Here is a 22478-nt window from a genome sequence, read left to right as displayed (position 1 = left end):
ACCTGATTCCATGCCGAACTCAGAAGTGAAACACAATAGCGCCGATGGTAGTGTGGGGCTTCCCCATGTGAGAGTAGGACATCGCCAGGCTTTAAATTTTTAGAGTCGTTTTTTAACGGTTCTTAAATCGCTGATATAGCTCAGCCCGGTAGAGCGCACCCTTGGTAAGGGTGAGGTCCCCAGTTCGAGTCTGGGTATCAGCACCACTATTTAGTTGATTTGATTTATCAAGTTAACAACAGAATTTGTTTGACGACCATAGCATTGTGGACCCACCTGATTCCATGCCGAACTCAGAAGTGAAACACAATAGCGCCGATGGTAGTGTGGGGCTTCCCCATGTGAGAGTAGGACATCGTCAGGCTCATATTGCTTTATGCTGAATAGACACTGCGGAGTGGTAGTTCAGTTGGTTAGAATACCGGCCTGTCACGCCGGGGGTCGCGGGTTCGAGTCCCGTCCACTCCGCCACTTATAATAAGCCTCGCTAGAAATAGCGGGGCTTTTTTGCATCTATTCCGCCCTTCTATCGAATGGCTTCCCCACCCGTTTTCTCGTAGCTCATAACTCCTAGCAACGTGTTCCTATTATTCCATCGCTTATCAGAAATCCCAACTTTACGATTAGAGTGACATCATTTCTGATTCCGGTGTGAGTTGACACGAGCACGACTTTAAACATTATAGCTTTAAGCTGAGTGATCAAATACCTCGAGCCATATGACGTTGTAAGTTAGCTTTATGAGATTGAACTGACTCAACATATTATCTTCTCAAAACCTGAAGCTATATAAGCCCTACAACCCATCTTTCTGCTCTGTACTTGTATGTCGCTTCTTTATTTAGCAAGTGTCCTTTCAGGTACTCGGTTTACAGCTTTTCCTCTATGAAACCTTGCTTCTACCCTACCTGTGAATCTATAGGATAGTTCTGCTAAGAACGCTATAGCCCTAAATGAGTCGACTTAATGCTCTATGCTTAAACCTTTCTCGATGGTATTGAGTGCCTTTTTCGACGTATTTCAAAGGGTGAAAATGGACTAGATTCACTTTGAAGGTGAAAGTCGCTAGATTGCGGGCCTACTAAAGTAATGTCGGAGGGATGATAAGCTAAGAAATAGAGCATCCTTCACACCCGTGTCTATACATGTAGTGCTGTTTATCACCCAGCTGATTGCTATATTCTCTGGTTCTAGGCATTGGTATTTTAGGGTGACCAGTATCTCTTCTATTCTGAGGTGTTTGTTGACTCGATATGAATTAGTCGTTTTGACCACTTTGCTCTCAACATATTAATTTCTTGCTGGTTAGTTCAAGCTATGTTTTGGTTATATTTCGACTAATATAAAACTAAGAAGTGTTATGGCTTATTGCTTGGTAAGAATAGAAAATTCCCCAAATCATCGCGGATAGTTTGTTATTATTTTAATAAATAGATAAAGCCTTAAATAAACCTAATGGGTAGAACTATGAAATTGAGCTTTAACTTTGAAGATGCGAGCCAGATCTTTGTGGGATCTTTTGCTTTGGCCGTGCCGATTTCTTTTTCTGAAGAGGCCTGGAAGTTAGGGGAGACCTTACCTACCGCAAATCTATTGCTGTTGTTTTTGCTGTCTGCGGTGTTCCTGGGCTTCTATACGTATGAGAGTGTCTTTCAAAAAGACGTTGTTGCTCGGTTGCCAGTGTTTATTTTCAGAATAGTGATTGCTTATGTTATGACGGCATTGGTCGTTGCTTTGGTACTGACTTGCCTGGACAAATTACCTCTATTGAGTGATCCAGTTGTATCGTTCAAAAGAGTTATTGTTATTTCAATGCCAGCCTCTATGGGCGCTATTGTAGTGGATAGTTTTGATAAAGAGTGACTTGTGTATCATTTGGATTGAAGCGCTTTTCAGAGCTTTTCTAGCGCTTATTTGATTCGTTACTTAGCTTTCTCATTTCCAGGCTTAGTATTGATTTGTCCAGCGGTTCTCCTCATTAATAAAATGATTAGTAACGTTACTCTGAATAACTCTTACGTGAATGTGTCGTTTGTTGTTGGGAAATATTGAAGAGAGTTAAGTAGCGAAGATTTGTAGCTTTGAAAGGATATGAAAACGGTTGGTTTCTGAATTGAATATGGTATTTGAAAGGTGAGGGTAGTTGTATTGATAAGTTAGGATCTATAAATGCAAAAAGGCCGCATCAATGATGCGGCCTTTTCTAATTGGCTCCCCTTGCAAGACTTGAACTTGCGACATACGGATTAACAGTCCGCCGTTCTACCAACTGAACTAAAGGGGAATTGATTGTTTAGTCTCTAATCAAGAGAATGGTGCCGACTACCGGAATCGAACTGGTGACCTACTGATTACAAGTCAGTTGCTCTACCTACTGAGCTAAGTCGGCATCATGAATCAAAAAGCTTATGCTTGATGATTAACTTGGCTCCCCTTGCAAGACTTGAACTTGCGACATACGGATTAACAGTCCGCCGTTCTACCAACTGAACTAAAGGGGAATTATTCTTAAAGCTTTAAAGAAATGGTGCCGACTACCGGAGTCGAACTGGTGACCTACTGATTACAAGTCAGTTGCTCTACCTACTGAGCTAAGTCGGCACATAAATATTTCTTTGTGCTTTACTGTTGTTGTCTAGGACACCAACAAATAAATTGTGGTGCCCGGAGGCGGAATCGAACCACCGACACGAGGATTTTCAATCCTCTGCTCTACCGACTGAGCTATCCGGGCGACGAGGTGTATTAAACGTGTTTTCGCGTTCTGGGTCAACATTAAATTGCAAAAAAAGTATCGTTTGATGTTTTTCTATACTTAGTGGGTTGTTTTTGTTCATTTGGTTCAAAAAACCCAGGTCTAGCATGCTCTAAAAGATCGTAAAACTTCTTTTAACTACACTGAATGGGTGCCGAAATAAAAAAAGCACGTGTGAAAACGTGCTTCTATGGTTGGAGATTTTCCTGTGAGTTTAGTGTTTTACTTCAAACCTATTAATCCAAGCTTCTAATTCGTTAGAAAGGGAAGCGAGTGTTTGGGTGCTATTATGACTTTCAGTTACTACATTACTTAGTTGGTTGCCGCTCTCTTCGATCATGTTGATACGCTTTGAGATATCATCGCTCACTTGAGTCTGCTCAGCCGCTGCTGTCGCGATTTGATGACTCATTGATGAGATGGACTCTAGAGCAATAACAATCTGTTGTAGTGCTTCAGAGGCACTCTGAGACTCTGTGACTGTACTCTCACTGGTAGTCGCACATACTTCCATCGTTTGAATCGCATTACGAGAGCCTTCTTGAAGGTTATTGATCATTAACTGGATTTCTTTAGTGCTTGATTGCGTTCGGCCTGCAAGGTTACGAACTTCATCTGCCACAACTGCAAATCCACGACCTTGTTCGCCAGCTCTAGCTGCTTCAATGGCTGCGTTCAGTGCCAACAGGTTAGTTTGCTCCGCTATATCACCAATCACATCCAATACTTTCACAATGTTGTTTACATCGCTATCTAGGTTAGCGACAGCTTCGCTTGCTGTGTTTAGTTGCCCTGCCAGGCCTTGAATGTTGTCTACAGTGTTGTGAATGAGTTGTTGGGTATGTTGGCTCTGTTTATCGGCCTCATCGGTGTTGCGCGCGGTATCGCTAGCTGAATCAGCAACGTTGTTTGCTGAAGAAGCCATCTCGGTCATTGCTGTTGCGATCATCTCTGTTGATTGCTGCTGGGTCTCTGTTAGTTGAGCAATTGACCCTGCACGGTCTTCTACGCGTTGCAATTCGGCTCTCAGTGCCAGCATTGAAGCATCAAGGTTTGAGACTAGCTCGGCTAACGACTTACTCATTTGTTGTACGGCGTGATAAATACTGCCGTTTATTGCCTGAGTTTCAAAAGAGGTTTGAATGCGGCCTTCTGCGACGGCTTGTACCGCTTCTCTTACATCTTTAGGCTCGCCGCCAAGAAGCGATAGCATTCGCTTAATAGATACGATTAGGCTTGATAAAATAAGGCCAGCAATCACGACACATAGAAACAATTGCCATTGAGCCGTTGACCAGAAACGTGCATTGACTTCATTGAAGCCGATACCTGTACCGACAACCCAACCCCAATGCGGAGTCTTCTCTGCAATAGACCGTTTGTCTTCAATCGTTCCGTCTGGAAGCTTTTGTGTCCAGGTGTACTCAATGATCTGGCCAGTACGATTGCCAAGTACTCGTTGAATGAGTTGGCCAACACTATTGCCGTCGCCATCTTTAAAGTCATTAAAGCTGGTTCCGTGTAGTTGAGGATCTAGTGGTGTCGCGACAAACGTCATGTTTTCATCAGCAACGTAGACATATTCGTTGTCTTTATAAATGTTGTTTCGTAATAGACGAGTGGCAAGTTGCTTAGCTTGCTTTTCTTCTAGTGTGCCATCAATCGCCATTTTCTCGACTTCAGTAAGAATGCTATATGCACTCTTAAATAGCTCTGTCACGCGAGCTTTGTTGTCCATGTTGCTAGCGACTCTCAATGTCCATAAACCAGTAGCAGTCAGGGCTAGCAGTGCAATCAATATTATGCCCGATAATAAGTAAGCTTGCGTTTTAAGTTTCATATTTCCCCGCGCAGCGATGTAATAATAAGATTAGGTATAACGTATCGAATCTTAATCTAAGCGGTGTAGGTCTGATATTAGAAAGGTATCAAAACATGATGAACATTAAATTTTCGAAGAAAAAAAAGTAACAGATCTATGTATTGTTTACTCGAGTGTGATTATGGGCGTGTTGCAGAATGTATAATATCAAACCACTCGACTTAGTTTGGGTAGGGAAGACTTCGTTAGAAATGAAATAAATGTTGTACTTAAAGTAGAAGGAAAGTGGCTCTCTTGATTGGTTCATCAATATTTCGTGTTGATCGAATACGAAGACTGGGTCTAGTTAACCTTTGTTCAAACGAAAAAAAAGCCAAGTCTTTCGACTTGGCTTTCTCGGATGTGGCTCCCCTTGCAAGACTTGAACTTGCGACATACGGATTAACAGTCCGCCGTTCTACCAACTGAACTAAAGGGGAATTACTTGTCTCAACATCTGGTCTATTAAAGACCACTATTTGTTAAGTACCAAATAATGGTGCCTCGAGGCGGAATCGAACCACCGACACGCGGATTTTCAATCCGCTGCTCTACCGACTGAGCTATCGAGGCAAAAGAATGGTGCCGACTACCGGAGTCGAACTGGTGACCTACTGATTACAAGTCAGTTGCTCTACCTACTGAGCTAAGTCGGCACACTAAATTCTTTGCTTTAGAGAGTAAACTCTCTAATTAAAACCTCATATAAAATGAAGTTCTTTAAAATGGCTCCCCTTGCAAGACTTGAACTTGCGACATACGGATTAACAGTCCGCCGTTCTACCAACTGAACTAAAGGGGAATTACTTGTCTCAACATCAGGTCTATAAAGACCATTATTTGTTAAGTACCAAATAATGGTGCCTCGAGGCGGAATCGAACCACCGACACGCGGATTTTCAATCCGCTGCTCTACCGACTGAGCTATCGAGGCAAAAGAATGGTGCCGACTACCGGAGTCGAACTGGTGACCTACTGATTACAAGTCAGTTGCTCTACCTACTGAGCTAAGTCGGCACACTAAATTCTTTATGCTTTTGTTCGTGTTGCTACTCCCTGTTAAAGAGTAATGACACCAACAAATCAAATTGTGGTGCCCGGAGGCGGAATCGAACCACCGACACGAGGATTTTCAATCCTCTGCTCTACCGACTGAGCTATCCGGGCAACGGAGCGCTATTAAACGGATTTTCTGCATAACCGTCAACACCTTTTTTGAAAATAATCAAAAAAAACGTTCGTTAGTTGTTTTTTTATTCAAAAGTGAGGCTTACGTTTTACCTTGGTTAAAATCTTTCTTGAATTTTGTTACTTTTTCTAAGTATCGACGCGACTCTTTGTTTGGGTGTTTCTTTGTAAGTGCCCAGTAAGCTTGACTAGGTTGCAATGAGTTTAAGTCACGCATTGCCCGCTTTCTGTCCTTACTGAAGGTATTGAGTACGCCACCAGTACCACCGTTGTATGCTGAGATCATGCTGTATTCGAGAGTTGTCGGGTGTTGCACGTCCTTCAAATAACGATTTTTAAGGATGTAAAAGTACGCAGTGCCAGCATCTATGTTGTTTTCTGGATTGAATAAATACTCAGGACTTGGTTCTCCAGGTTTCTTTTTGACAAGCTTAAAGACATCTCGACCTGCGGTTTTTGGGACAACCTGCATAAGTCCATAGGCATTAGCCCAGCTCACAGCGTATGGGTTAAAACTGCTTTCTGTTTTGATGATCGCGTAAATCAAGTCTTCAGGAATGTCATAACGCTGAGATGCTCGTTGCACTATATCAGCATACTTATAACTACGTTTACTGGCGTGGTCGGCCACCATAGGAATTTCAACGTAGTAAGCTTTTTTAAAGTCGATTTCTTTGGTTTTTAGGTTATTAGCGATCAGATAATCGGCAAACTTATTCGCGCGCCATGTCCATTGGATTGGTTTTTTTTCTTGGTCTACAACTTGATTGTAGAGAAAAGGTTGACCTTCTAACTTGATGCTTTTGGAAGAAAACAGGTCGACATGCGCTGGATCATCTGGCGTTAAAAGCGTTGTCATTATTGCGTTTTTTAGGTGTTTTTTAGGATCTGTGGAGGAAACAGTTTCTACCGTTATGAGGCCTTCGCTAAAATTCACCTCTGAACGACTCAAGTAATTATCTATGTATTTCACATAGTTACTCTTACCCGCTATTTTTACTTCACTGCTTCCCCAGCGCTTTTGGATATTGCCTGAAAAGCTATTGATTAAAGAGTCTAATGCGCCCGTATCTTTTTCAAATTGACCGGGTAGCTCCGCCAAATTACTTACGAATCGGTTGGTCGGTTCATAATTAACATCATAAATGCTTTCGACAAATTCACGACTGCACCCTGTTAATAACAAGGTTATTAGGAAGTAACTTAGCTTTTTCATAGTTCCTCAAACAAAAATGACACCGTAGCGTGAACTATGATGTCATTAAAAATTGCTTAAATAAATGTCTTATTCGCTTGGTGGAGTATAGCCATCAATAACGACATCTTTACCTTCGAAAAGGAAGTTAACCATCTCAGTTTCAAGAAGTTTACGGTGTTCTGGGTCCATCATGTTTAGCTTCTTTTCATTGATGAGCATAGTTTGCTTGCTCTGCCATTGTCCCCAAGCTTCTTTAGAGACGTTGTCAAAGATACGCTTACCTAAGTCACCTGGGTAAAGTTGAAAATCTAGGCCTTCAGCATCTTTTTGAAGGCGAGCACAAAATACAGTGCGGCTCATAGTGGTTCCTCTTATCGCGTTCGCTTATTCAAACGTCGTCGTTTAGTTCAAAGGGTAGGCTCTCAATAAGCTGCTTTACAGGAGCGGCTAGGCCAATTTCTTCCGGTTTTGATAAGTTATACCAGAGACCTTTAGTCCCTTCCATTATCAAATCTGGTTGTTTATCTAATTTTACTAATACTGGCGTGATATCTAAGTGGTAGTGGCTGAAAGTGTGCCTAAACGCGATCATTGTCTTGATTGAATCGGTTTCATTGTCTTTGATCGAACGAAGATCTAGTTGGTGTTCGACCTCTGCATTTTCATTTTGAGGGAAACAGAATAGTCCTCCCCAGATACCAGATTGAGGGCGCTGTTCGAGCCACACTTGGTTGTCGTGATACAGAATCACAAACCATGTTTCTTTTACTGGCTTTTCTTTCTTAGGCTTTTTGCCCGGGAATTCGAGCTGTCTATCGAGCTTCTTAGCTTCACACATGCTTTCAATCGGGCATAAGGTACATTTTGGCTTGCTACGAGTACAAACCATTGCCCCCATGTCCATCATTGCTTGATTGTATTTATCGACATCTTGGTTGGGCGTGTTTGCCTCAGCGTGTTCCCAAAGCTGGTTTTCAACTTTCTTTTGCCCAGGCCAACCTTCAACGGCAAAGCTTCTCGCCAGTGTACGCTTAACGTTACCATCAAGAATCGCATGAGGAAGCTTGTGAACGGATGACAGTACTGCTGCTGCCGTAGAGCGCCCAATACCTGGTAGCGCGTTCATCTCTTCAATCGATAGCGGAAACTCTCCACCATACTGCTCAGCAACGATCTTGGCTGCTTTGTGAAGGTTGCGAGCTCGTGCGTAATAACCAAGCCCCGTCCATAAGTGGAGTACTTCATCTTGTTCGGCATTCGCTAGGTCAATCACCGTTGGAAAACGTTCTAAGAAGCGCTGGTAGTATGGGATGACCGTAGCAACCTGAGTCTGTTGAAGCATAATTTCAGATAGCCAAACGGTGTAGGCGGTTTTGTTTTGTTGCCAAGGTAATTCTTTACGCCCGTAGGCGTCATACCACTTTAATATGGCGGTTGCGAAAGGAGTCACGACATGCTCTATGCTTTGCTATTATTAGGAGTGAAATTGCACCACACTTACGGTTGGATGTAAAACAGACAAATTGTGTGGGAATTTATCCACGGAAAGACTTGCACCGGAGGCAATTCTTTGGATAATCCCCGCTTTGATTAATCAATGTGCAGGCAAAAATCAATGAGTGAAGTGACCACTAACGAATATACTGAAGACGGCAAACTGGTTCGTAAGATCCGTAGTTTTGTTCGCCGTGAAGGCCGCTTAACAAAAGGCCAAGAGAACGCGATGAACGAATGTTGGCCAACAATGGGTATCGACTACAACCCAGAGCTTCTTAACTGGAAAGAAGTATTTGGCAACGATAACCCTGTTGTACTAGAAATTGGCTTCGGTATGGGTGCATCACTGGTTGAAATGGCAAAGAATGCGCCTGAGAAAAACTTCTTAGGTATTGAAGTTCATAGCCCAGGTGTTGGTGCATGTTTGGGTACAGCTCGCGATGCGGGTGTGACGAATCTACGCGTAATGTGTCACGATGCAGTCGAAGTATTTGAGCACATGATTCCAGATAGCAGCCTGCATACGCTGCAACTGTTCTTCCCTGACCCATGGCACAAAGCTCGTCACCATAAACGTCGTATCGTTAAGGCAGAGTTTGCAGAGATGGTTCGCGGTAAGCTGCAACTTGATACCGGTATTTTCCACATGGCAACAGACTGGGAAAACTACGCAGAACATATGATTGAAGTGATGAACGTAGCTCCAGGATTCGAGAATATTGCTGAAGATGGTGATTACATCCCCCGTCCGGATGAGCGCCCGCTAACGAAATTTGAAGCTCGGGGCCACCGTTTAGGTCATGGTGTTTGGGATATCAAGTACAAGCGTACCAAGTAATTCTGAACAAAAAATGAAGGTGAGATCGGATTAAGATCTTAACCTTACATTTTGTGGGATTGATAAAAGCCAACATTATTGTAGTGTTGGCTTTTTTGTCCTTAGGCTTTTATCAAATTAGAAGTTTAAGGACAAAATTGAATGTTATACCCCTACAAAAATAACAATAAGAAGTAAGCTCACATGAAACCAACTCAAGCTATTTTAGCCGAGATTTTAGACGAAGTTCGTCCCTTAATTGGTCAGGGAAAGGTCGCTGACTATATTCCTGCATTGGCTCGCGTATCGAACCAGAAACTGGCGATTGCGGTATACACTAATGAAGGTGAAGTCATTCAAGCGGGTGATGCCAACGAAGCTTTCTCCGTGCAATCAATATCGAAAGCACTGAGTTTGACCTTAGCTATGGTGCTTTATAAGCCAGACGAAATTTGGCAGCGCGTAGGCAAGGAACCTTCAGGTCAAGCTTTTAACTCGATGATTCAGCTTGAAATGGAGCATGGTATTCCTCGTAACCCGTTTATCAATGCAGGTGCTATTGTCGTAGCGGATCTATTACAAAGCCGCCTGTCAGCACCGAGACATCGCTTATTAGAGTTTGTGCGCCAGTTATCGGGTGACACTCATATTGTGTATGACAAGATAGTAGCGGCTTCTGAGATGATGCACAGCGATCGTAATGCGGCTATCGCGTACTTGATGCGTTCATTTGGTAATTTTGAGAACGATGTTATCCCCGTACTCAACAATTACTTTCATGCTTGTGCACTTAAAATGACATGTGTGGACTTGGCGAAAACCTTTAGCTATTTGGCGAACAAAGGTGTGTCGGTTCAGACCAAGAAAGAGATCATCACACCTGTGCAAACCAAGCAGTTGAATGCTTTGCTTGCAACATGTGGTTTGTACGATGGGGCAGGTGAGTTTGCTTACCGCGTTGGTATGCCGGGCAAGTCGGGTGTCGGTGGCGGTATTATTGCCATCGTTCCTGGCGAAATGACGATTGCAGTGTGGTCTCCAGAGCTGGATCCTTCGGGCAACTCGTTAGCGGGCACTAAGGCGCTAGAGCTGCTTTCTGAGCGAATTGGTCGTTCTATTTTCTAAAAGCGCTTTTAAGCTGGGGTTCTACATTTACAAGAGATCCCCAACTCATTCGCCCTCGTTCTTGAGGATGACGGTGTGTTTGTAACTTTCGACGTACTGACCTCTAACTTTTGCGGGATAAGACTTGCTTGATACCCGTCATTCCCGATAGCGACGAAGGAGCGTAATCGGGAATCTATTATTTGTCGGCGCTCAAATTAGAAAAGGGTTGACCCTTAAGCCAACCCTTACGCAATACTTCTCGAATCTCGAATCTCGAATCTCGAATCTCGAATCTCGAACTATTCGTCTTCTTCAGCCATAAAGGCTTCCAGCAAATCATTTAGGAACAGCTTTCCTTTTTCGGTAATCTGCCAATGAGTGTCGGTTTCGCTCAAGTAACCGAGATCTTTTGCCCACTCTATTGTTGGCTGGATCGAGTCAAAGTCTAGCCCCGTCGTATCAATGAAGTCTTGCTTTGGACACGCTTCCATTAGCCTGAAGCGATTCATGAAAAATTCAAAAGGGCGGTCTTCATTAGTGACTTCAAGTTCATCTGACAGATAGGGCTTCACTAAATTCTGATACGCTGCTAGGTAGCCTCTAGGGTGTTTAACCTTAGTGGTTCGAACAATACGTCCATCTGCAAAGCTCAGCTTGCCATGAGAGCCACAGCCAATACCTAGGTAGTCACCAAAGCGCCAGTAGTTGAGATTATGCTGACACTGATATCCCGGCTTGCTGTAGCCTGAAATTTCGTACTGCACATACCCTGCGTCTGCGAGCTTCTTATGACCCAAGTCGAAGATATCCCAAAGGTCATCATCGTCAGGCAGTTTGGGCGTTTTGTAATAGAACATGGTGTTAGGTTCTATTGTTAGCTGATACCAAGACAAATGTGGAGGGTCGAGCTCGATCGCTTTGTCTAGATCAGCCAAGGCCTGATCAATGCTTTGATCCGGTAAGCCGTGCATTAGATCTAGGTTGAAGCTATTTAATCCAATCTTATGCGCTAAGTGAGCTGCGTTGACCGCTTCATCTTGACCATGAATACGCCCAAGCCTTTCCAGTTTCTCTTGCTCAAAACTTTGTACGCCTACCGAGATTCGACTCACCCCTGCCTTTTGGTAACCAGCAAAACGCTCAGCTTCGATAGTTCCCGGGTTGGCTTCCATGGTGATTTCTATTTCAGGTTTGAACGGGATACGCTGTTCAATGCCTTGTAGCAATCGGCCAATTCCTTCAGGAGAAAACAGGCTTGGGGTTCCGCCACCAATAAAGATCGAATGTAGCGGACGAGGCATACCATCGAGCTGATATTTCTCAATGTCAGTGTCGAGATCCTCAAGCAGTGCATCGATGTACTCTTTTTCTGGGATCTCGGCTTTGAGAGCGTGAGAGTTAAAATCACAATACGGACACTTTTGTACACACCATGGGATGTGGACATAAAGGCTAAGTGCGGGTGGAATTAGCGCTGTATTGTGCATTACAGAGCTTGCTCTTTGAGAGTCTTAAATAATGACGCGAGGGCTTTACCACGGTGTGATAGTTGCTTTTTACGCGACGATTCAAGCTCTGCTGAGGCGCAGTTATCTTCTGGCACAAAGAATACAGGATCGTAGCCAAAGCCATTCTCACCGTGTTCTTCAGTCAGAATACGACCTTCCCATTTACCGTGACACACCAATGGTGTTGGATCGTTTTCGTGACGTATTAGAACCAACACACAGTGGAAACGAGCGGTACGTTTTTCAACGTCGACACCTTGCATAGCATCTAAAAGCTTTTCGATGTTTTGCTTATCAGTCGCCCCTTCACCTGAGTAACGCGCTGAGTAGATACCGGGTGCACCATTAAGGTAATCAACTTCTAAGCCAGAATCGTCAGCAATGGCTGGTAGCCCCGTCTCTTTCGCAGCGTGGCGAGCTTTGATGATGGCATTTTCAATGAAAGTTGTTCCCGTTTCAGCGACTTCTGAAACGTTAAACTCACTTTGCGCGACAACGTCAAAACCAAACTCAGACAGAATATCTGCCATCTCGCGAACTTTACCTTGGTTGCCTGTGGCTAAAACAATCTTACTCATGGGGATGTGGCTCTAATAAGTTAGTGAACAGAAAAGTGGTGGTTGAAGCTACTCTTCTATATAGAATTTTTGTGTGAATCGCAGTGGGCCAGTGCCTTTCAAACCTGCGTTAACATCGATATTAAAAGTGATGTTTTCTTCGTGTGTTACAGGGAACTCAGCTAGGTAATAAATCGCATCACCTTCCTTTATTTCGCGGAAGTTAAGCGTGCGAGTGTTGCCTACAAGGTTCTTCGCTGTTCCCGTGATTTTAGCCGTTGTTGCTGGCTTGCCAAGGGAAGCTTTGTCTAAAACGCTGATGTTCAGAACCGCTGAGTAGCCATTTCGCTTAAGCTTATATTGCTTAGCGACTTGAGCTGTTAGAAATGTCGAGTTAAAAGCCGAGTAGTGAACCTCGACATCCTTAATGTTTTTAAATTGTCCTGCTGAGCTTGGTAGGGCAACAAGAGCGGTGAGTAGTGCTGTAATCCATAGACGCATAGAGTGACTCCAATAAATAGCAAAAAGCCATCATAGGATGGCTTTGACTTCAGTTGGGACTTGGCTTGGCGAGCATATTCGAACTTGCTTATGCCGACCGAGCTCTCCCTTTTCTATCTTAATTTGCCCTTTAGCGACCTTAAACTGTTTCGCAAGGTATTTCGCTAAGTGGGCATTGGCTTTGCCATCAACCGGTGGTGCGGTAATGGCAATTTTTAGTTCTTCGCCGTGCAGGCCAACGATTTTATCGCGGCTTGCTTTGGGTTGGATATAAAGCCTAAGAAGAATATCGTCCTCCTCGGCCCAAACGGCTTTTGGCATCGTCAAAGTACCTGATGTTCGTACTTGAATTATAGCTGATACCAAATAGGGCCGATCATGTCGCCCATTAGGAAGTTTGCAAACTGCAGTACAATAAACAAAACCAGTACGCTTAGATCGAAACCACCCATGTCAGGAAGGATACGGCGAATAGGCATTAACATTGGTTCAGTCAGTTGATGGAACACGTACTCGATTGGGCTTCGGCCTTGGCTAACCCAGCTCAGGATTGCACGGATTAGTAGAACCCAGAAAATTAAACCTCCCGCCGCTTTGAGCAGAGAAAGGGCGCCAAAGATCAGGAAGCTGATATCAAATACAGCCGCACCGCCAGAGATAATCAAGTTTAGAGCGACGAACTTAAGTACACACAGCACATAAGCGAAAACAACAGTCGCAAGGTCAAGGCTGCCGATTGATGGAATCACTCGGCGTAGTGGGGCTACAACCGGTTGTGTCGCTTTTACGATAAATTGTGAGAACGGGTTGTAGAAATCTGCACGTGATGCTTGTAGCCAGATACGCAAGATCACAACCATGATGTAAAGATCAAAAACGGTCGAGATCAGAAAGCTCATCGAATTCATATTGTTTCCTTTTTCGGATTTACTTGCCGCTTAGGTATAACCCGAACGACATAATGCTTTTGTACTGTAACGAGTATTAAAACAGTTTTTCCATCTCTTCAGCTCGAGCGACTGCCGCTTGCATGGCTTTGGCTACGATGTCTGATAGTTGATGTTCATTGAACGTGCGCAACGCTTCTGCGGTTGTTCCGCCTTTTGAAGTCACTTGTTCACGCAGAGTAGATAATTCAGTATTTGGATTCGCTACCACCATCTCTGCCGCGCCTAATGCAGACTGCTGCACTAATTTACGAGCGGTTTCTTGGTCGAAGCCTTGGTTGATTGCCTCAGCTTGCATCGCTTCCATAAACAGGAAGAAGTAAGCTGGAGCACTCCCCGCTGCCGCAATGATGTTGTTGATACCAGACTCTTGCTCAACCCAGCTGACTTCACCTACAGCTTGCATCAGCTGAGAAGCGAAGTCTTTATCATCTTGGCTGACCGCTGAGTCGGCATAAAGACCGCTCATCCCTTTACCAAGCAGTGATGGCGTGTTTGGCATCACACGAACAAGGTTCAGTTGGCAGTTTAACATCTCATTGAGTCGATTCGCATTAATACCCGCAGCAATTGAGATAACCAGTTTGTTGCTAAAGTCGATGCTTTGTAAGGGGTTACATACATTAGCCATCATTTGTGGCTTCACTGATAATACAACAACGTCTGCTTGCTCAGCTGCGGCAATATTATCGCTGGTAGTATTGATGCCGTATTCTTGCTCTAACGGCAGCCTTCTGGTTTCTGAAGGCGCTGTTGCCGTAATCTTTTGCGCTGGATAACCACTTGCTACTAAGCCCGCTACAATTGAGCGAACCATGTTTCCTGCCCCAATAAAGGCGATGTTCTTATGTTCCATATATAAAATCCTGAGCGTGTCGCTGCGCGGTTAAAGCGAAGCGGTATCAATACTGTATTTTTCGTTGCTACTTGTTGTTGCTTGCTGTAGCTATTTCTTGTTACTTGCTGTGCTATTTCGCGTAATCACGAGCACCGAAAATAGCCGTTCCAATACGAACCATTGTGCTACCAGCCTCAACTGCTGCATCCATATCACCACTCATACCCATCGAAAGGGTATCAATGTCTGCATACTTAGCGACTAGCTTTTGTTGAAGCTTTGCCAATTGAGAAAATGCATTAAGCTGTGATTGATAGTCAGAGACGTTTGCAGGAATTGACATCAATCCTCTTAAAGTGAGGTTAGGGAGCGACGAAATCAACTCTGCGAGTGCAAAAACTGTTTCTTCTGACGTTCCTGATTTGGAATTTTCACCGCTGGTATTTACTTGGATGAGAACTTGCAGAGGTGGAAGCTCGCTTGGTCGCTGATCATTGAGCCTTTGTGCGATTTTATCGCGGTCGACAGAATGAACCCATTGGAAGCTTTCAGCGATTGGACGGGTTTTATTGGATTGAATTGGACCAATAAAATGCCACTCCAAATTTAGATTAGAATGATGTTCTGAAAAGTGTTTTACTTTATCAACACCTTCTTGAACATAGTTTTCACCAAAGGCAACTTGGCCTCCGAGTGCGGCTTCTAGAATCGCATCAATAGGTTTAGTTTTGCTGACGGCTAAAAGTTGCACGGAGTCTGGATCTCGTCCGCACTTTTTCTCAGCACTACGAATCTGTGAGGTGATTTGTTCGATATTTTGTTGAATACTACTCATAGCTGACTTTACTTAAGGGAAAATAAATGGATATCACTGAGTTACTAGATTTTAGTGTAAAGCATAACGCGTCAGATCTACATCTTTCTGCGGGTGTATCTCCAATGGTACGTATAGATGGTGAAGTAAGGAAGCTTGGAATACCAGCTTTGAGTCATGCTGATGTACATCGTTTAGTTTTTGAGATCATGGACGATTCACAACGCGGTGAGTTTGAGGAAAAATTGGAAGTCGACTTCTCTTTTGAATTACCCAATGTTGGTCGCTTCCGTGTTAATGCTTTTAATCAAGCTCGTGGGTGTGCTGCTGTCTTTCGAACTATCCCTGTAGAGATCCCGACTTTAGATCAGCTTGGTGCGCCAGAAATCTTTGAAAAGATTGCGAACTACGAGAAAGGTTTAGTGCTTGTCACTGGCCCTACAGGTTCTGGTAAATCGACAACTTTGGCGGCGATGGTGGATTACGTAAACCGCAATCACAACAAACACATTTTGACGATTGAAGATCCAATTGAATTCGTTCACACCAATAATAAATGCCTAGTAAACCAGCGTGAGGTTCATCGTGATACTCACAGCTTTAAAGCGGCGTTGCGCAGTGCATTACGTGAGGATCCGGACGTGATTCTTGTTGGTGAACTTCGTGACCAAGAGACGATCAGCTTAGCGTTAACCGCAGCTGAAACGGGTCACTTAGTTTTTGGTACTTTGCATACAAGCTCTGCGGCAAAAACTATCGACCGTATTATCGACGTTTTCCCAGGTAGCGACAAAGATATGGTTCGTTCAATGTTATCTGAATCACTACGCTCGGTGATTGCTCAAAAGCTGTTAAAACGTGTTGGTGGTGGTCGTGTGGCTTGTCATGAAATAATGATGGCGACACCTGCAATTAGAAACTTGATCCGTGAAGACAAAGTCGCGCAGATGTACTCGATCATTCAAACGGGTGCCGCACATGGCATGCAAACCATGGAGCAAAATGCGAAGCAATTGATCGCGCAAGGTTTGGTTGATTCGGACGAGGTCGAGAAAAAGATCGAAATTCAAGCCTCTATGTTTTAATCAAGGTGATAAAAATGGAATTGAATCAAATTCTTGAAGGTATGCTTTCACAAAAAGCGTCGGATCTTTACATCACGGTAGATGCACCGGTTCTGTTTCGTGTTGATGGTGAATTGCGACCTCAGGGAGAGAAACTGAATGCGGCTCAGGTTGCGCTGTTACTGGATGCGATGATGGAGCAAGACAGGCGCGACGAGTACAAACAAACGCGTGAGGCTAACTTTGCTATTGTGCGTGATTTTGGTCGTTTTCGTGTTAGCGCATTCTTTCAGCGAGAGCTACCAGGAGCGGTAATTCGACGTATCGAGACTAACATCCCAACCTTCGAACAATTAAAGCTTCCAGACGTACTACAAGACCTTTCAATCGCAAAACGCGGACTTGTGTTGGTGGTTGGGGCTACAGGTTCTGGTAAATCAACCTCAATGGCTGCGATGACGGGGTATCGCAATACCAACCGTTCGGGGCATATCTTGACGGTTGAAGACCCGATTGAGTTCGTGCACGAACATAAAAAGTGCATTGTGACTCAGCGAGAAGTTGGGCTCGATACCGAGAGCTATGAAGTCGCGCTTAAGAACTCGTTACGCCAAGCCCCTGACATGATCTTGATTGGTGAAATCCGTACCCGTGAAACCATGGAGTACGCGATGACGTTTGCTGAAACCGGTCACCTTTGCATGGCGACTTTACATGCCAACAATGCCAACCAAGCGCTAGAGCGTATTCTTCACTTGGTGCCGAAAGAGCAAAAAGATCAGTTCTTATTTGATTTGTCGATGAATCTACGTGGTGTCGTTGCTCAGCAATTAATCCGAGATAAGAATGGTAGTGGTCGCCATGGTGTGTTCGAAATCCTACTCAACAGCCCACGGGTGTCTGATTTGATTCGTAGAGGTGAGTTACATGAACTCAAGTCGACAATGGCTAAATCAAAAGAGATTGGGATGCAGACCTTTGACCAAGCTTTGTATGACTTAGTCGTTGCAGGCAAGATCAGTGAAGAGGATGCGTTCCATAGTGCCGATTCCGCTAATGATTTGCGCTTGATGCTCAAGACTAAACGTGGTGATGACGATTACGGAGTGGGAGCCTTAGCGGGAGTTAAAATTGATATGGGTTAGATCGATGCTAAATGCTGAAAAAACCGCTGTGAAGGCGGTTTTTTGGGCTAGATAAATTAGTGATTGCCGTAACTATTGTTGTTACCAGAATATCCTCGTTCTTTCTCTAATTTAATTTTTGTCGGATATTGTTCACCGGTATAGCCTGCTGAGCCTCCGCTCATTGAACTGCACGCTGTGATTGCTAGAGAGGTGAATATTGCTAGAAAAATTTTCATATGAACTCCCACGTCCTTATTATGACTTGCTCTGGCACTACGGAGTTAAATTCGTGTGGGATCATAAATTAGCTCAAATTTTGCTCACTTAATTTTTGCTAAGAATATTGCGCTTCAAACCAACTTTCTAAAATGACAACAGCTGATTGGTTATCAACATTGCCTTTACTTAGCGCTTTATAGCCACCCATTTCAAAAAGGTCGGCCCTTGCTTCTGTCGTAGAAAGTCTTTCATCATGCAGTTCAACATCCACACCAAAGCGTCCTTTAAGACGGTTTGCGAACTTCTTTGCTCTCGGTGTAATGGCTGCTAAATCTTTACCATGAAGATCGGTTGGTAAGCCAACAACGATAAGGTTTGGCTGCCACTCTTTAATTTGCTTTTCAATATCATCCCAATTCGGGATACCATCTTTGGCTTTGAAGGCTTTTAAAGGGCTGGCTGTGCCCGTGATTTCCTGTCCTATCGCACTACCGATACTTTTTGTACCGTAGTCAAATGCCATAATTGTTCGTGACATGAAGTTTCCAAATTTGTCTGTGTTTGAGGTGTTATTCACTGGTTTGGGCTAAGCATGACCAGCGTCTGCTGAAAGCTGAGCTGCATTAATGCCTAACATCTGCACGGCAACTTTCCAGCGTTCTGAAATTGGCGTATCGAAAATAACCTTTGGATCCGCTTCTACGGTTAACCATGAGTTTTCTGTAAGCTCTACTTCTAGTTGTCCTGGCTCCCATCCTGCATAACCAAGCGCGACCAGATAATGCATTGGTTCATCTTCTGTACCTAACACCATTAGAATATCTTTCGAGGTTGTTACCGAGATTTGATCCGTCATGTTGATGCTGGATTGATAACTGCCTTTGGGTTTGTGCAAAATAAACCCTCGGTCTTCTGCGACTGGCCCACCATTAAGTACTGGCTTATCAAGGCTTGCTTGGTTGGGTTTCGGCTGTTCAGAATCAACCTCAACTTGCTTAAGCATGCTGCCGACAGTGACATCGATAGGGGCGTTGATCATCAAGCCCATCGCACCTTCGTCATTGTGCTCACAAAGGTAGATCACCGAATTTTGAAAATATGGATCTTTCATTCCGGGCATAGCGACCAGAAAGTGGTTCGTTAAATTCATAGAGCCTCCTGCCAGTGTGTTCCCAGTAAAGGAAAAAGAGCGACGTAAAGCCGCTCATTGTTCTTTGCCTAGATATTTTTGTGTTTTCGAATAGCTAAGGCTTTCTTTAGTTTAGGCTATTTAGCGTTAACGCGACGCTCGATTGCATCCATTAATTTACCCGTTACCGAAATATCAAAAGCAGCTTCAATTTCACGGATACAAGTAGGGCTTGTCACGTTAATTTCAGTCAGCTTGTCGCCGATAACATCAAGTCCGACAAAGATTAAGCCTTTCTCTTTAAGTGCAGGAGCAACTGCTCTTGCGATAGCCCAATCGGTTTCACTTAGCGGACGAGCTTCACCTGTACCACCAGCGGCAAGGTTACCTCGAGTTTCTCCTTTAGCAGGAATACGCGCTAGGCAGTAAGGCATTGGTTCACCGTCAACCACAAGAATACGCTTATCACCATTGCTGATGTCTGGAACAAAAGTTTGTGCCATTGCGTAGCTTTGGCCATGGTTAGTCAAAGTTTCAATGATCACTGATACGTTTGGATCGCCTTCTTTCACTCGGAAGATAGACGCGCCGCCCATGCCATCAAGTGGTTTTAGGATCACATCACCGTGTTCTTCTCGAAACGCTTTAATTTTTTCAGCTTTACGAGTTACGATTGTTGTTGGCGTGAGTTCAGGGAACCAGGCTGTGAACAGTTTCTCGTTACAGTCGCGAAGGCTTTGCGGCTTATTGACGATCAGTGCACCATTTTCTTCAGCACGCTCAAGAATGTAAGTAGCGTAGATGTACTCAGTATCAAACGGAGGATCTTTACGCATCAATACTGCATCTAAATCAGATAATGCAATAGTTTGTTCTGATTTGAATTCGTACCAACCATTTGGGTCTTCTTTTAGTTCAACAACCTTAGTGTCAGCAATGGCTACGCCTTGATCTAAATGTAGATCATCCATTTCCATGTAATGGATTTCGTAACCACGACGCTGAGCTTCAAGCATCATGGCAAAGCTAGAGTCTTTTTTGATGTTAATGGATGAAATTGGATCCATTACGATGCCAAGTTTGATCATTTTTTTCTCCTAGCCTAGATCGCCAAAGCGGACTTGTAAGGCAGTAATTGCGGTTAGAGCTGCTGTCTCGGTACGAAGTACACGTGGGCCGAGTAGCGTCTCTTCAAATTTGTATTGTTCTGTCATACCGATTTCTTCAGCTGACAATCCACCTTCAGGGCCAATCAACAGGCGCACCTTGCTGATGGGTTCTGGAAGGGTGTTAATTGAGTATTTTGCACGAGGATGCAGGTTTAGCTTTAACGCTTCACTCGGTTCGCTGCACCACTCTTCAAGTTGCATGATTGGACGAATAACTGGAACCGTATTACGGCCTGATTGTTCACATGCTGCGATAGCAATCTTTTGCCACTGCGCGAGCTTTTTCTCGAAGCGTTTAGTATCAAGCTTAACGCCACAGCGCTCTGAAATCAGTGGGGTAATGGTGTTGACACCAAGCTCAACCGATTTCTGAATCGTAAACTCCATTTTATCACCACGTGAAATCACTTGGCCTAAATGCAAGTCTAACGGAGATTCGCTGCTACGCTCGATACGTTCAGTAACATTAACTGTGACATTCTTCTTTGATACTTCTGCAATGGTTGATGGAAATTCAGCGCCGCTGCCATCAAATAGAAGCACTTCTTGGCCTTCTTTCATGCGAAGGACTCGACCAACATGACCCGCGGCATCTTCGCCTAAAGCGAGTGAACCTAACTGATGAATGCGTTCTGGGTGATGGATACGAGGGATTCTCATGCTGGTAAACCTATAAATATGTTCATTTGGGTATTTTATCTCTGCCTAACATGGATGCTTTTAGTCGAAAAAACAAGGGTAGGGCAAGAGTTTCAGAGGCAATTTTGAAACTCTTGTTTGTTCGAGGTGATTGTGTGGTAGAAGTTAGTTACAAGCAGGGTAGACAAATGGGTTGTGATTACCTTGGATAGCATAGATTCGCTCATCACGAGTACATTCCCATTTATTTACGGGAAATTGCTTGTTCCATGCCATCATCAGGTTCGTTTGCTGCTTAGATAGTTTAAAACCGTATTCTTGGCTCATATAAAGATAAGTTCGCGCGATAGATCCTTTTGCTCGGTCCGGTGGCATAACTTTGCGCTGTTTGAAGTTGACCTGCATTTCACACTGACCATAGCTCACGCCATCCATTCCATTCCACTGACTGAAATTGTAATTGGATCGATCACCGTTAACCTCGCCAATGGCAGGTGTCAGGTTATGAAGATCGGCTTCCATCGATTTGAATATCTTGTCATTTCGAGTGCAGTTCTTACGTCCGCCGTCTTGCCAGCATTGACGCTGGTGGCCGAACTGCCAAGCTGGGACCACATGTTCCCACTCAATTCTACTCGCTCGCTTTTGTTGTTTTCTGACTTGATAACCACAACCATCAAGGTCGGGAATACCTTTCTTTTTGTCTTTCCAAGTAATGTCACAGCCACAATAAAATGAGGTCGGGTGGTCGAGATAAATCTTCACTGCTTCTTTTTTTGCTTTGGAAAATGAGCTCGGTGGTGCCGCGAAAACACTTTGGGTTACCAGTAGGCCCAATACTATCGTTAAGTAAAAAGACATAGGTAGGCCAAATGCTTTGAAGGTGATTTTTTGCATAGAAAAAGACTGATAAAAGTATGATAAACATCAGTCTAGCACTCAAATGTTAGATCTCTCTATTAGATTTATTCTATTGAGTTAATCAACCCCTAACTAGCTTAGTTGAGTCCCCGTAAAAGCTAAGGTTTGCTGGCACAGTTGGCAACGGTAGGTCGATTGGTTTCGAAGTACTTTATTGTGTCGCCTTATGGATAACGGGTAAGTGGTGCACTCACATTGGTACTCAAAGGTTTTCCCTTGTACTGAGGTGATTTCAAAGCTGTGAGTGGTTTTGGCTGGTACGTTAAATACCTTTTCCATTACGTACTTCCATTCATTGCCGTGCGGTCTAACGCGTCCAAAGACTTGATGTGTGATCAGGTGTGCGACTTCATGAGGGATCACTTCGTTGATAAAGGCTTCTTCATTTTCTGTAAAAAGTATTTGGTTGAGCTTAATTTCATTCAGCTGCAAGTAGGCTTTTCCTGCTGCCTTACCTCTTAACTTGTAAGTGATGAGCGGGCATGGAAATACACGTGAGAAATGTTGGTTAGCGGTGGTTAAGCATTCCGCCAATTTCTTATTGGCTCGATGTTGTTGCGGGGTGTATGACAAGCGAGTTAACTCCAAATAAAAGGCCTCAGCATTAACGCTAAGGCCTCAT

Annotated in this window: 23 protein-coding genes, 14 tRNA genes and 2 rRNA genes; 9 read left to right on the top strand and 30 right to left on the bottom strand. The window is 43.9% G+C overall.

Annotated elements, in window-relative coordinates:
- From rrf (IQO02_RS07650) to IQO02_RS07630, 5 genes are all read left to right on the top strand, one after another.
- Positions 1-90: ribosomal RNA gene (rrf, locus tag IQO02_RS07650) — 5S ribosomal RNA — on the top strand; the annotation flags it as partial.
- 39 nt (positions 91-129) lie between these two features.
- Positions 130-206 (top strand) — tRNA-Thr (locus IQO02_RS07645).
- A 42-nt stretch (positions 207-248) separates the two neighbouring features.
- Positions 249-364: ribosomal RNA gene (gene rrf, locus IQO02_RS07640) — 5S ribosomal RNA — on the top strand.
- Positions 365-394: 30 nt separating this feature from the next.
- Positions 395-471, top strand: a tRNA-Asp gene (locus tag IQO02_RS07635).
- Between the two features lie 996 nt (positions 472-1467).
- Positions 1468-1863, top strand: coding sequence for a DUF2391 family protein (locus IQO02_RS07630; RefSeq protein ID WP_016767963.1), 396 nt, complete (start codon positions 1468-1470; stop codon positions 1861-1863).
- Between the two features lie 345 nt (positions 1864-2208).
- Here the strand turns inward: IQO02_RS07630 and IQO02_RS07625 are convergent.
- The 16 genes from IQO02_RS07625 to mutY form a co-directional block, all read right to left on the bottom strand.
- Positions 2209-2284 (bottom strand) — tRNA-Asn (locus IQO02_RS07625).
- 29 nt (positions 2285-2313) lie between these two features.
- Positions 2314-2389, bottom strand: a tRNA-Thr gene (locus IQO02_RS07620).
- A gap of 36 nt (positions 2390-2425) precedes the next feature.
- Positions 2426-2501: transfer RNA gene (locus IQO02_RS07615), tRNA-Asn, on the bottom strand.
- A 24-nt stretch (positions 2502-2525) separates the two neighbouring features.
- A tRNA-Thr gene (locus IQO02_RS07610) sits at positions 2526-2601 on the bottom strand.
- 57 nt (positions 2602-2658) lie between these two features.
- A tRNA-Phe gene (locus IQO02_RS07605) sits at positions 2659-2734 on the bottom strand.
- A gap of 235 nt (positions 2735-2969) precedes the next feature.
- Positions 2970-4595 carry a methyl-accepting chemotaxis protein gene (locus tag IQO02_RS07600; RefSeq protein WP_016793750.1) on the bottom strand — a complete coding sequence of 542 codons (1626 nt, stop codon included), beginning with the start codon at positions 4593-4595 and terminating at the stop codon, positions 2970-2972.
- Between the two features lie 385 nt (positions 4596-4980).
- A tRNA-Asn gene (locus tag IQO02_RS07595) sits at positions 4981-5056 on the bottom strand.
- 57 nt (positions 5057-5113) lie between these two features.
- Positions 5114-5189, bottom strand: a tRNA-Phe gene (locus IQO02_RS07590).
- A gap of 7 nt (positions 5190-5196) precedes the next feature.
- Positions 5197-5272: transfer RNA gene (locus tag IQO02_RS07585), tRNA-Thr, on the bottom strand.
- A gap of 70 nt (positions 5273-5342) precedes the next feature.
- Positions 5343-5418: transfer RNA gene (locus IQO02_RS07580), tRNA-Asn, on the bottom strand.
- A 56-nt stretch (positions 5419-5474) separates the two neighbouring features.
- Positions 5475-5550 (bottom strand) — tRNA-Phe (locus IQO02_RS07575).
- A 7-nt stretch (positions 5551-5557) separates the two neighbouring features.
- Positions 5558-5633 (bottom strand) — tRNA-Thr (locus IQO02_RS07570).
- Positions 5634-5707: 74 nt separating this feature from the next.
- Positions 5708-5783, bottom strand: a tRNA-Phe gene (locus IQO02_RS07565).
- Positions 5784-5886: 103 nt separating this feature from the next.
- Positions 5887-7020: a membrane-bound lytic murein transglycosylase MltC gene (mltC, locus tag IQO02_RS07560; RefSeq protein ID WP_010435635.1), complete on the bottom strand. Its 1134-nt coding sequence runs from the start codon at positions 7018-7020 to the stop codon at positions 5887-5889.
- 69 nt (positions 7021-7089) lie between these two features.
- Entirely contained in the window at positions 7090-7362 is a 273-nt protein-coding gene (locus tag IQO02_RS07555; protein ID WP_010435637.1) for an oxidative damage protection protein, read from the bottom strand.
- 28 nt (positions 7363-7390) lie between these two features.
- A complete protein-coding gene (mutY, locus tag IQO02_RS07550) occupies positions 7391-8452 on the bottom strand; it encodes an A/G-specific adenine glycosylase (protein ID WP_010435640.1) in 1062 nt (353 codons plus the stop codon).
- Between the two features lie 165 nt (positions 8453-8617).
- On the opposite strand from mutY, the gene trmB reads away from it, so the two are divergent.
- A complete protein-coding gene (gene trmB / locus IQO02_RS07545) occupies positions 8618-9337 on the top strand; it encodes a tRNA (guanosine(46)-N7)-methyltransferase TrmB (RefSeq protein ID WP_010435641.1) in 720 nt (239 codons plus the stop codon).
- A gap of 183 nt (positions 9338-9520) precedes the next feature.
- Positions 9521-10441 (top strand): glutaminase B, encoded by a 921-nt coding sequence (glsB, locus tag IQO02_RS07540; RefSeq protein ID WP_010435642.1) that lies wholly within the window; start codon positions 9521-9523, stop codon positions 10439-10441.
- 281 nt (positions 10442-10722) lie between these two features.
- On the opposite strand, the gene hemW is transcribed toward glsB, so the two are convergent.
- From hemW to IQO02_RS07505, 7 genes are all read right to left on the bottom strand, one after another.
- The gene (hemW, locus tag IQO02_RS07535; protein WP_016788326.1) at positions 10723-11910 is read right to left on the bottom strand and encodes a radical SAM family heme chaperone HemW; all 1188 of its coding nucleotides are present in this window, start codon (positions 11908-11910) and stop codon (positions 10723-10725) included.
- On the bottom strand, positions 11910-12509 hold the full coding sequence (locus IQO02_RS07530) for an XTP/dITP diphosphatase (RefSeq protein WP_010435646.1): 600 nt from the start codon (positions 12507-12509) through the stop codon (positions 11910-11912). The genes hemW and IQO02_RS07530 overlap by 1 nt, the downstream gene beginning before the upstream one ends.
- A gap of 48 nt (positions 12510-12557) precedes the next feature.
- Positions 12558-12989: a DUF4426 domain-containing protein gene (locus tag IQO02_RS07525; RefSeq protein WP_016796311.1), complete on the bottom strand. Its 432-nt coding sequence runs from the start codon at positions 12987-12989 to the stop codon at positions 12558-12560.
- Positions 12990-13019: 30 nt separating this feature from the next.
- Positions 13020-13310, bottom strand: coding sequence for a DUF167 family protein YggU (gene yggU, locus IQO02_RS07520; RefSeq protein ID WP_010435651.1), 291 nt, complete (start codon positions 13308-13310; stop codon positions 13020-13022).
- A 29-nt stretch (positions 13311-13339) separates the two neighbouring features.
- Complete coding sequence (locus IQO02_RS07515) at positions 13340-13897, bottom strand: YggT family protein (protein WP_010435653.1); 558 nt, start codon at positions 13895-13897, stop codon at positions 13340-13342.
- A gap of 76 nt (positions 13898-13973) precedes the next feature.
- Entirely contained in the window at positions 13974-14792 is an 819-nt protein-coding gene (gene proC, locus IQO02_RS07510; protein ID WP_010435654.1) for a pyrroline-5-carboxylate reductase, read from the bottom strand.
- A 112-nt stretch (positions 14793-14904) separates the two neighbouring features.
- Entirely contained in the window at positions 14905-15609 is a 705-nt protein-coding gene (locus tag IQO02_RS07505; protein ID WP_010435657.1) for a YggS family pyridoxal phosphate-dependent enzyme, read from the bottom strand.
- A 26-nt stretch (positions 15610-15635) separates the two neighbouring features.
- Between IQO02_RS07505 and IQO02_RS07500 the strand changes: the two genes are divergently transcribed.
- Both IQO02_RS07500 and IQO02_RS07495 read left to right on the top strand, forming a co-directional pair.
- The gene (locus IQO02_RS07500) at positions 15636-16673 is read left to right on the top strand and encodes a type IV pilus twitching motility protein PilT (RefSeq protein WP_010435660.1); all 1038 of its coding nucleotides are present in this window, start codon (positions 15636-15638) and stop codon (positions 16671-16673) included.
- Between the two features lie 14 nt (positions 16674-16687).
- Positions 16688-17797 (top strand): PilT/PilU family type 4a pilus ATPase, encoded by a 1110-nt coding sequence (locus IQO02_RS07495; RefSeq protein WP_010435664.1) that lies wholly within the window; start codon positions 16688-16690, stop codon positions 17795-17797.
- Between the two features lie 56 nt (positions 17798-17853).
- On the opposite strand, the gene IQO02_RS07490 is transcribed toward IQO02_RS07495, so the two are convergent.
- From IQO02_RS07490 to IQO02_RS07460, 7 genes are all read right to left on the bottom strand, one after another.
- Positions 17854-18015: a hypothetical protein gene (locus IQO02_RS07490; RefSeq protein WP_193838523.1), complete on the bottom strand. Its 162-nt coding sequence runs from the start codon at positions 18013-18015 to the stop codon at positions 17854-17856.
- 98 nt (positions 18016-18113) lie between these two features.
- The gene (ruvX, locus tag IQO02_RS07485) at positions 18114-18536 is read right to left on the bottom strand and encodes a Holliday junction resolvase RuvX (RefSeq protein WP_004735480.1); all 423 of its coding nucleotides are present in this window, start codon (positions 18534-18536) and stop codon (positions 18114-18116) included.
- Positions 18537-18584: 48 nt separating this feature from the next.
- Positions 18585-19148, bottom strand: coding sequence for a YqgE/AlgH family protein (locus IQO02_RS07480; protein WP_016768176.1), 564 nt, complete (start codon positions 19146-19148; stop codon positions 18585-18587).
- A gap of 116 nt (positions 19149-19264) precedes the next feature.
- Positions 19265-20215, bottom strand: coding sequence for a glutathione synthase (gene gshB, locus IQO02_RS07475; protein WP_193838522.1), 951 nt, complete (start codon positions 20213-20215; stop codon positions 19265-19267).
- A 9-nt stretch (positions 20216-20224) separates the two neighbouring features.
- On the bottom strand, positions 20225-20956 hold the full coding sequence (gene rsmE / locus IQO02_RS07470; protein WP_016783757.1) for a 16S rRNA (uracil(1498)-N(3))-methyltransferase: 732 nt from the start codon (positions 20954-20956) through the stop codon (positions 20225-20227).
- 144 nt (positions 20957-21100) lie between these two features.
- Positions 21101-21832 (bottom strand): endonuclease, encoded by a 732-nt coding sequence (locus IQO02_RS07465; RefSeq protein ID WP_016792982.1) that lies wholly within the window; start codon positions 21830-21832, stop codon positions 21101-21103.
- Between the two features lie 96 nt (positions 21833-21928).
- Positions 21929-22429 (bottom strand): SprT family zinc-dependent metalloprotease, encoded by a 501-nt coding sequence (locus IQO02_RS07460; protein WP_010435678.1) that lies wholly within the window; start codon positions 22427-22429, stop codon positions 21929-21931.
- Positions 22430-22478: the final 49 nt, after the last annotated feature.

Origin of the sequence: Vibrio sp. OPT24, from assembly GCF_015163545.1 — a bacterium.
GTDB classification, from domain to species: Bacteria; Pseudomonadota; Gammaproteobacteria; order Enterobacterales; family Vibrionaceae; genus Vibrio; species Vibrio cyclitrophicus.
This window is presented reverse-complemented; position numbering and strand designations above follow the sequence as displayed.

Coding starts and splice junctions, on each gene's coding strand:
- hemW (WP_016788326.1), bottom strand. CDS start 11,910: ATGCACAATACAGCGCTAATTCCACCCGCACTTAGCCTTTATGTCCAC.
- glsB (WP_010435642.1), top strand. CDS start 9,521: ATGAAACCAACTCAAGCTATTTTAGCCGAGATTTTAGACGAAGTTCGT.
- trmB (WP_010435641.1), top strand. CDS start 8,618: ATGAGTGAAGTGACCACTAACGAATATACTGAAGACGGCAAACTGGTT.
- IQO02_RS07480 (WP_016768176.1), bottom strand. CDS start 19,148: ATGAATTTAACGAACCACTTTCTGGTCGCTATGCCCGGAATGAAAGAT.
- yggU (WP_010435651.1), bottom strand. CDS start 13,310: ATGCCAAAAGCCGTTTGGGCCGAGGAGGACGATATTCTTCTTAGGCTT.
- rsmE (WP_016783757.1), bottom strand. CDS start 20,956: ATGAGAATCCCTCGTATCCATCACCCAGAACGCATTCATCAGTTAGGT.
- mltC (WP_010435635.1), bottom strand. CDS start 7,020: ATGAAAAAGCTAAGTTACTTCCTAATAACCTTGTTATTAACAGGGTGC.
- IQO02_RS07530 (WP_010435646.1), bottom strand. CDS start 12,509: ATGAGTAAGATTGTTTTAGCCACAGGCAACCAAGGTAAAGTTCGCGAG.
- IQO02_RS07555 (WP_010435637.1), bottom strand. CDS start 7,362: ATGAGCCGCACTGTATTTTGTGCTCGCCTTCAAAAAGATGCTGAAGGC.
- IQO02_RS07525 (WP_016796311.1), bottom strand. CDS start 12,989: ATGCGTCTATGGATTACAGCACTACTCACCGCTCTTGTTGCCCTACCA.
- ruvX (WP_004735480.1), bottom strand. CDS start 18,536: ATGTCACGAACAATTATGGCATTTGACTACGGTACAAAAAGTATCGGT.
- IQO02_RS07515 (WP_010435653.1), bottom strand. CDS start 13,897: ATGAATTCGATGAGCTTTCTGATCTCGACCGTTTTTGATCTTTACATC.
- IQO02_RS07630 (WP_016767963.1), top strand. CDS start 1,468: ATGAAATTGAGCTTTAACTTTGAAGATGCGAGCCAGATCTTTGTGGGA.
- IQO02_RS07500 (WP_010435660.1), top strand. CDS start 15,636: ATGGATATCACTGAGTTACTAGATTTTAGTGTAAAGCATAACGCGTCA.
- gshB (WP_193838522.1), bottom strand. CDS start 20,215: ATGATCAAACTTGGCATCGTAATGGATCCAATTTCATCCATTAACATC.
- IQO02_RS07600 (WP_016793750.1), bottom strand. CDS start 4,595: ATGAAACTTAAAACGCAAGCTTACTTATTATCGGGCATAATATTGATT.
- IQO02_RS07505 (WP_010435657.1), bottom strand. CDS start 15,609: ATGAGTAGTATTCAACAAAATATCGAACAAATCACCTCACAGATTCGT.
- IQO02_RS07490 (WP_193838523.1), bottom strand. CDS start 18,015: ATGAAAATTTTTCTAGCAATATTCACCTCTCTAGCAATCACAGCGTGC.
- proC (WP_010435654.1), bottom strand. CDS start 14,792: ATGGAACATAAGAACATCGCCTTTATTGGGGCAGGAAACATGGTTCGC.
- IQO02_RS07465 (WP_016792982.1), bottom strand. CDS start 21,832: ATGCAAAAAATCACCTTCAAAGCATTTGGCCTACCTATGTCTTTTTAC.
- IQO02_RS07495 (WP_010435664.1), top strand. CDS start 16,688: ATGGAATTGAATCAAATTCTTGAAGGTATGCTTTCACAAAAAGCGTCG.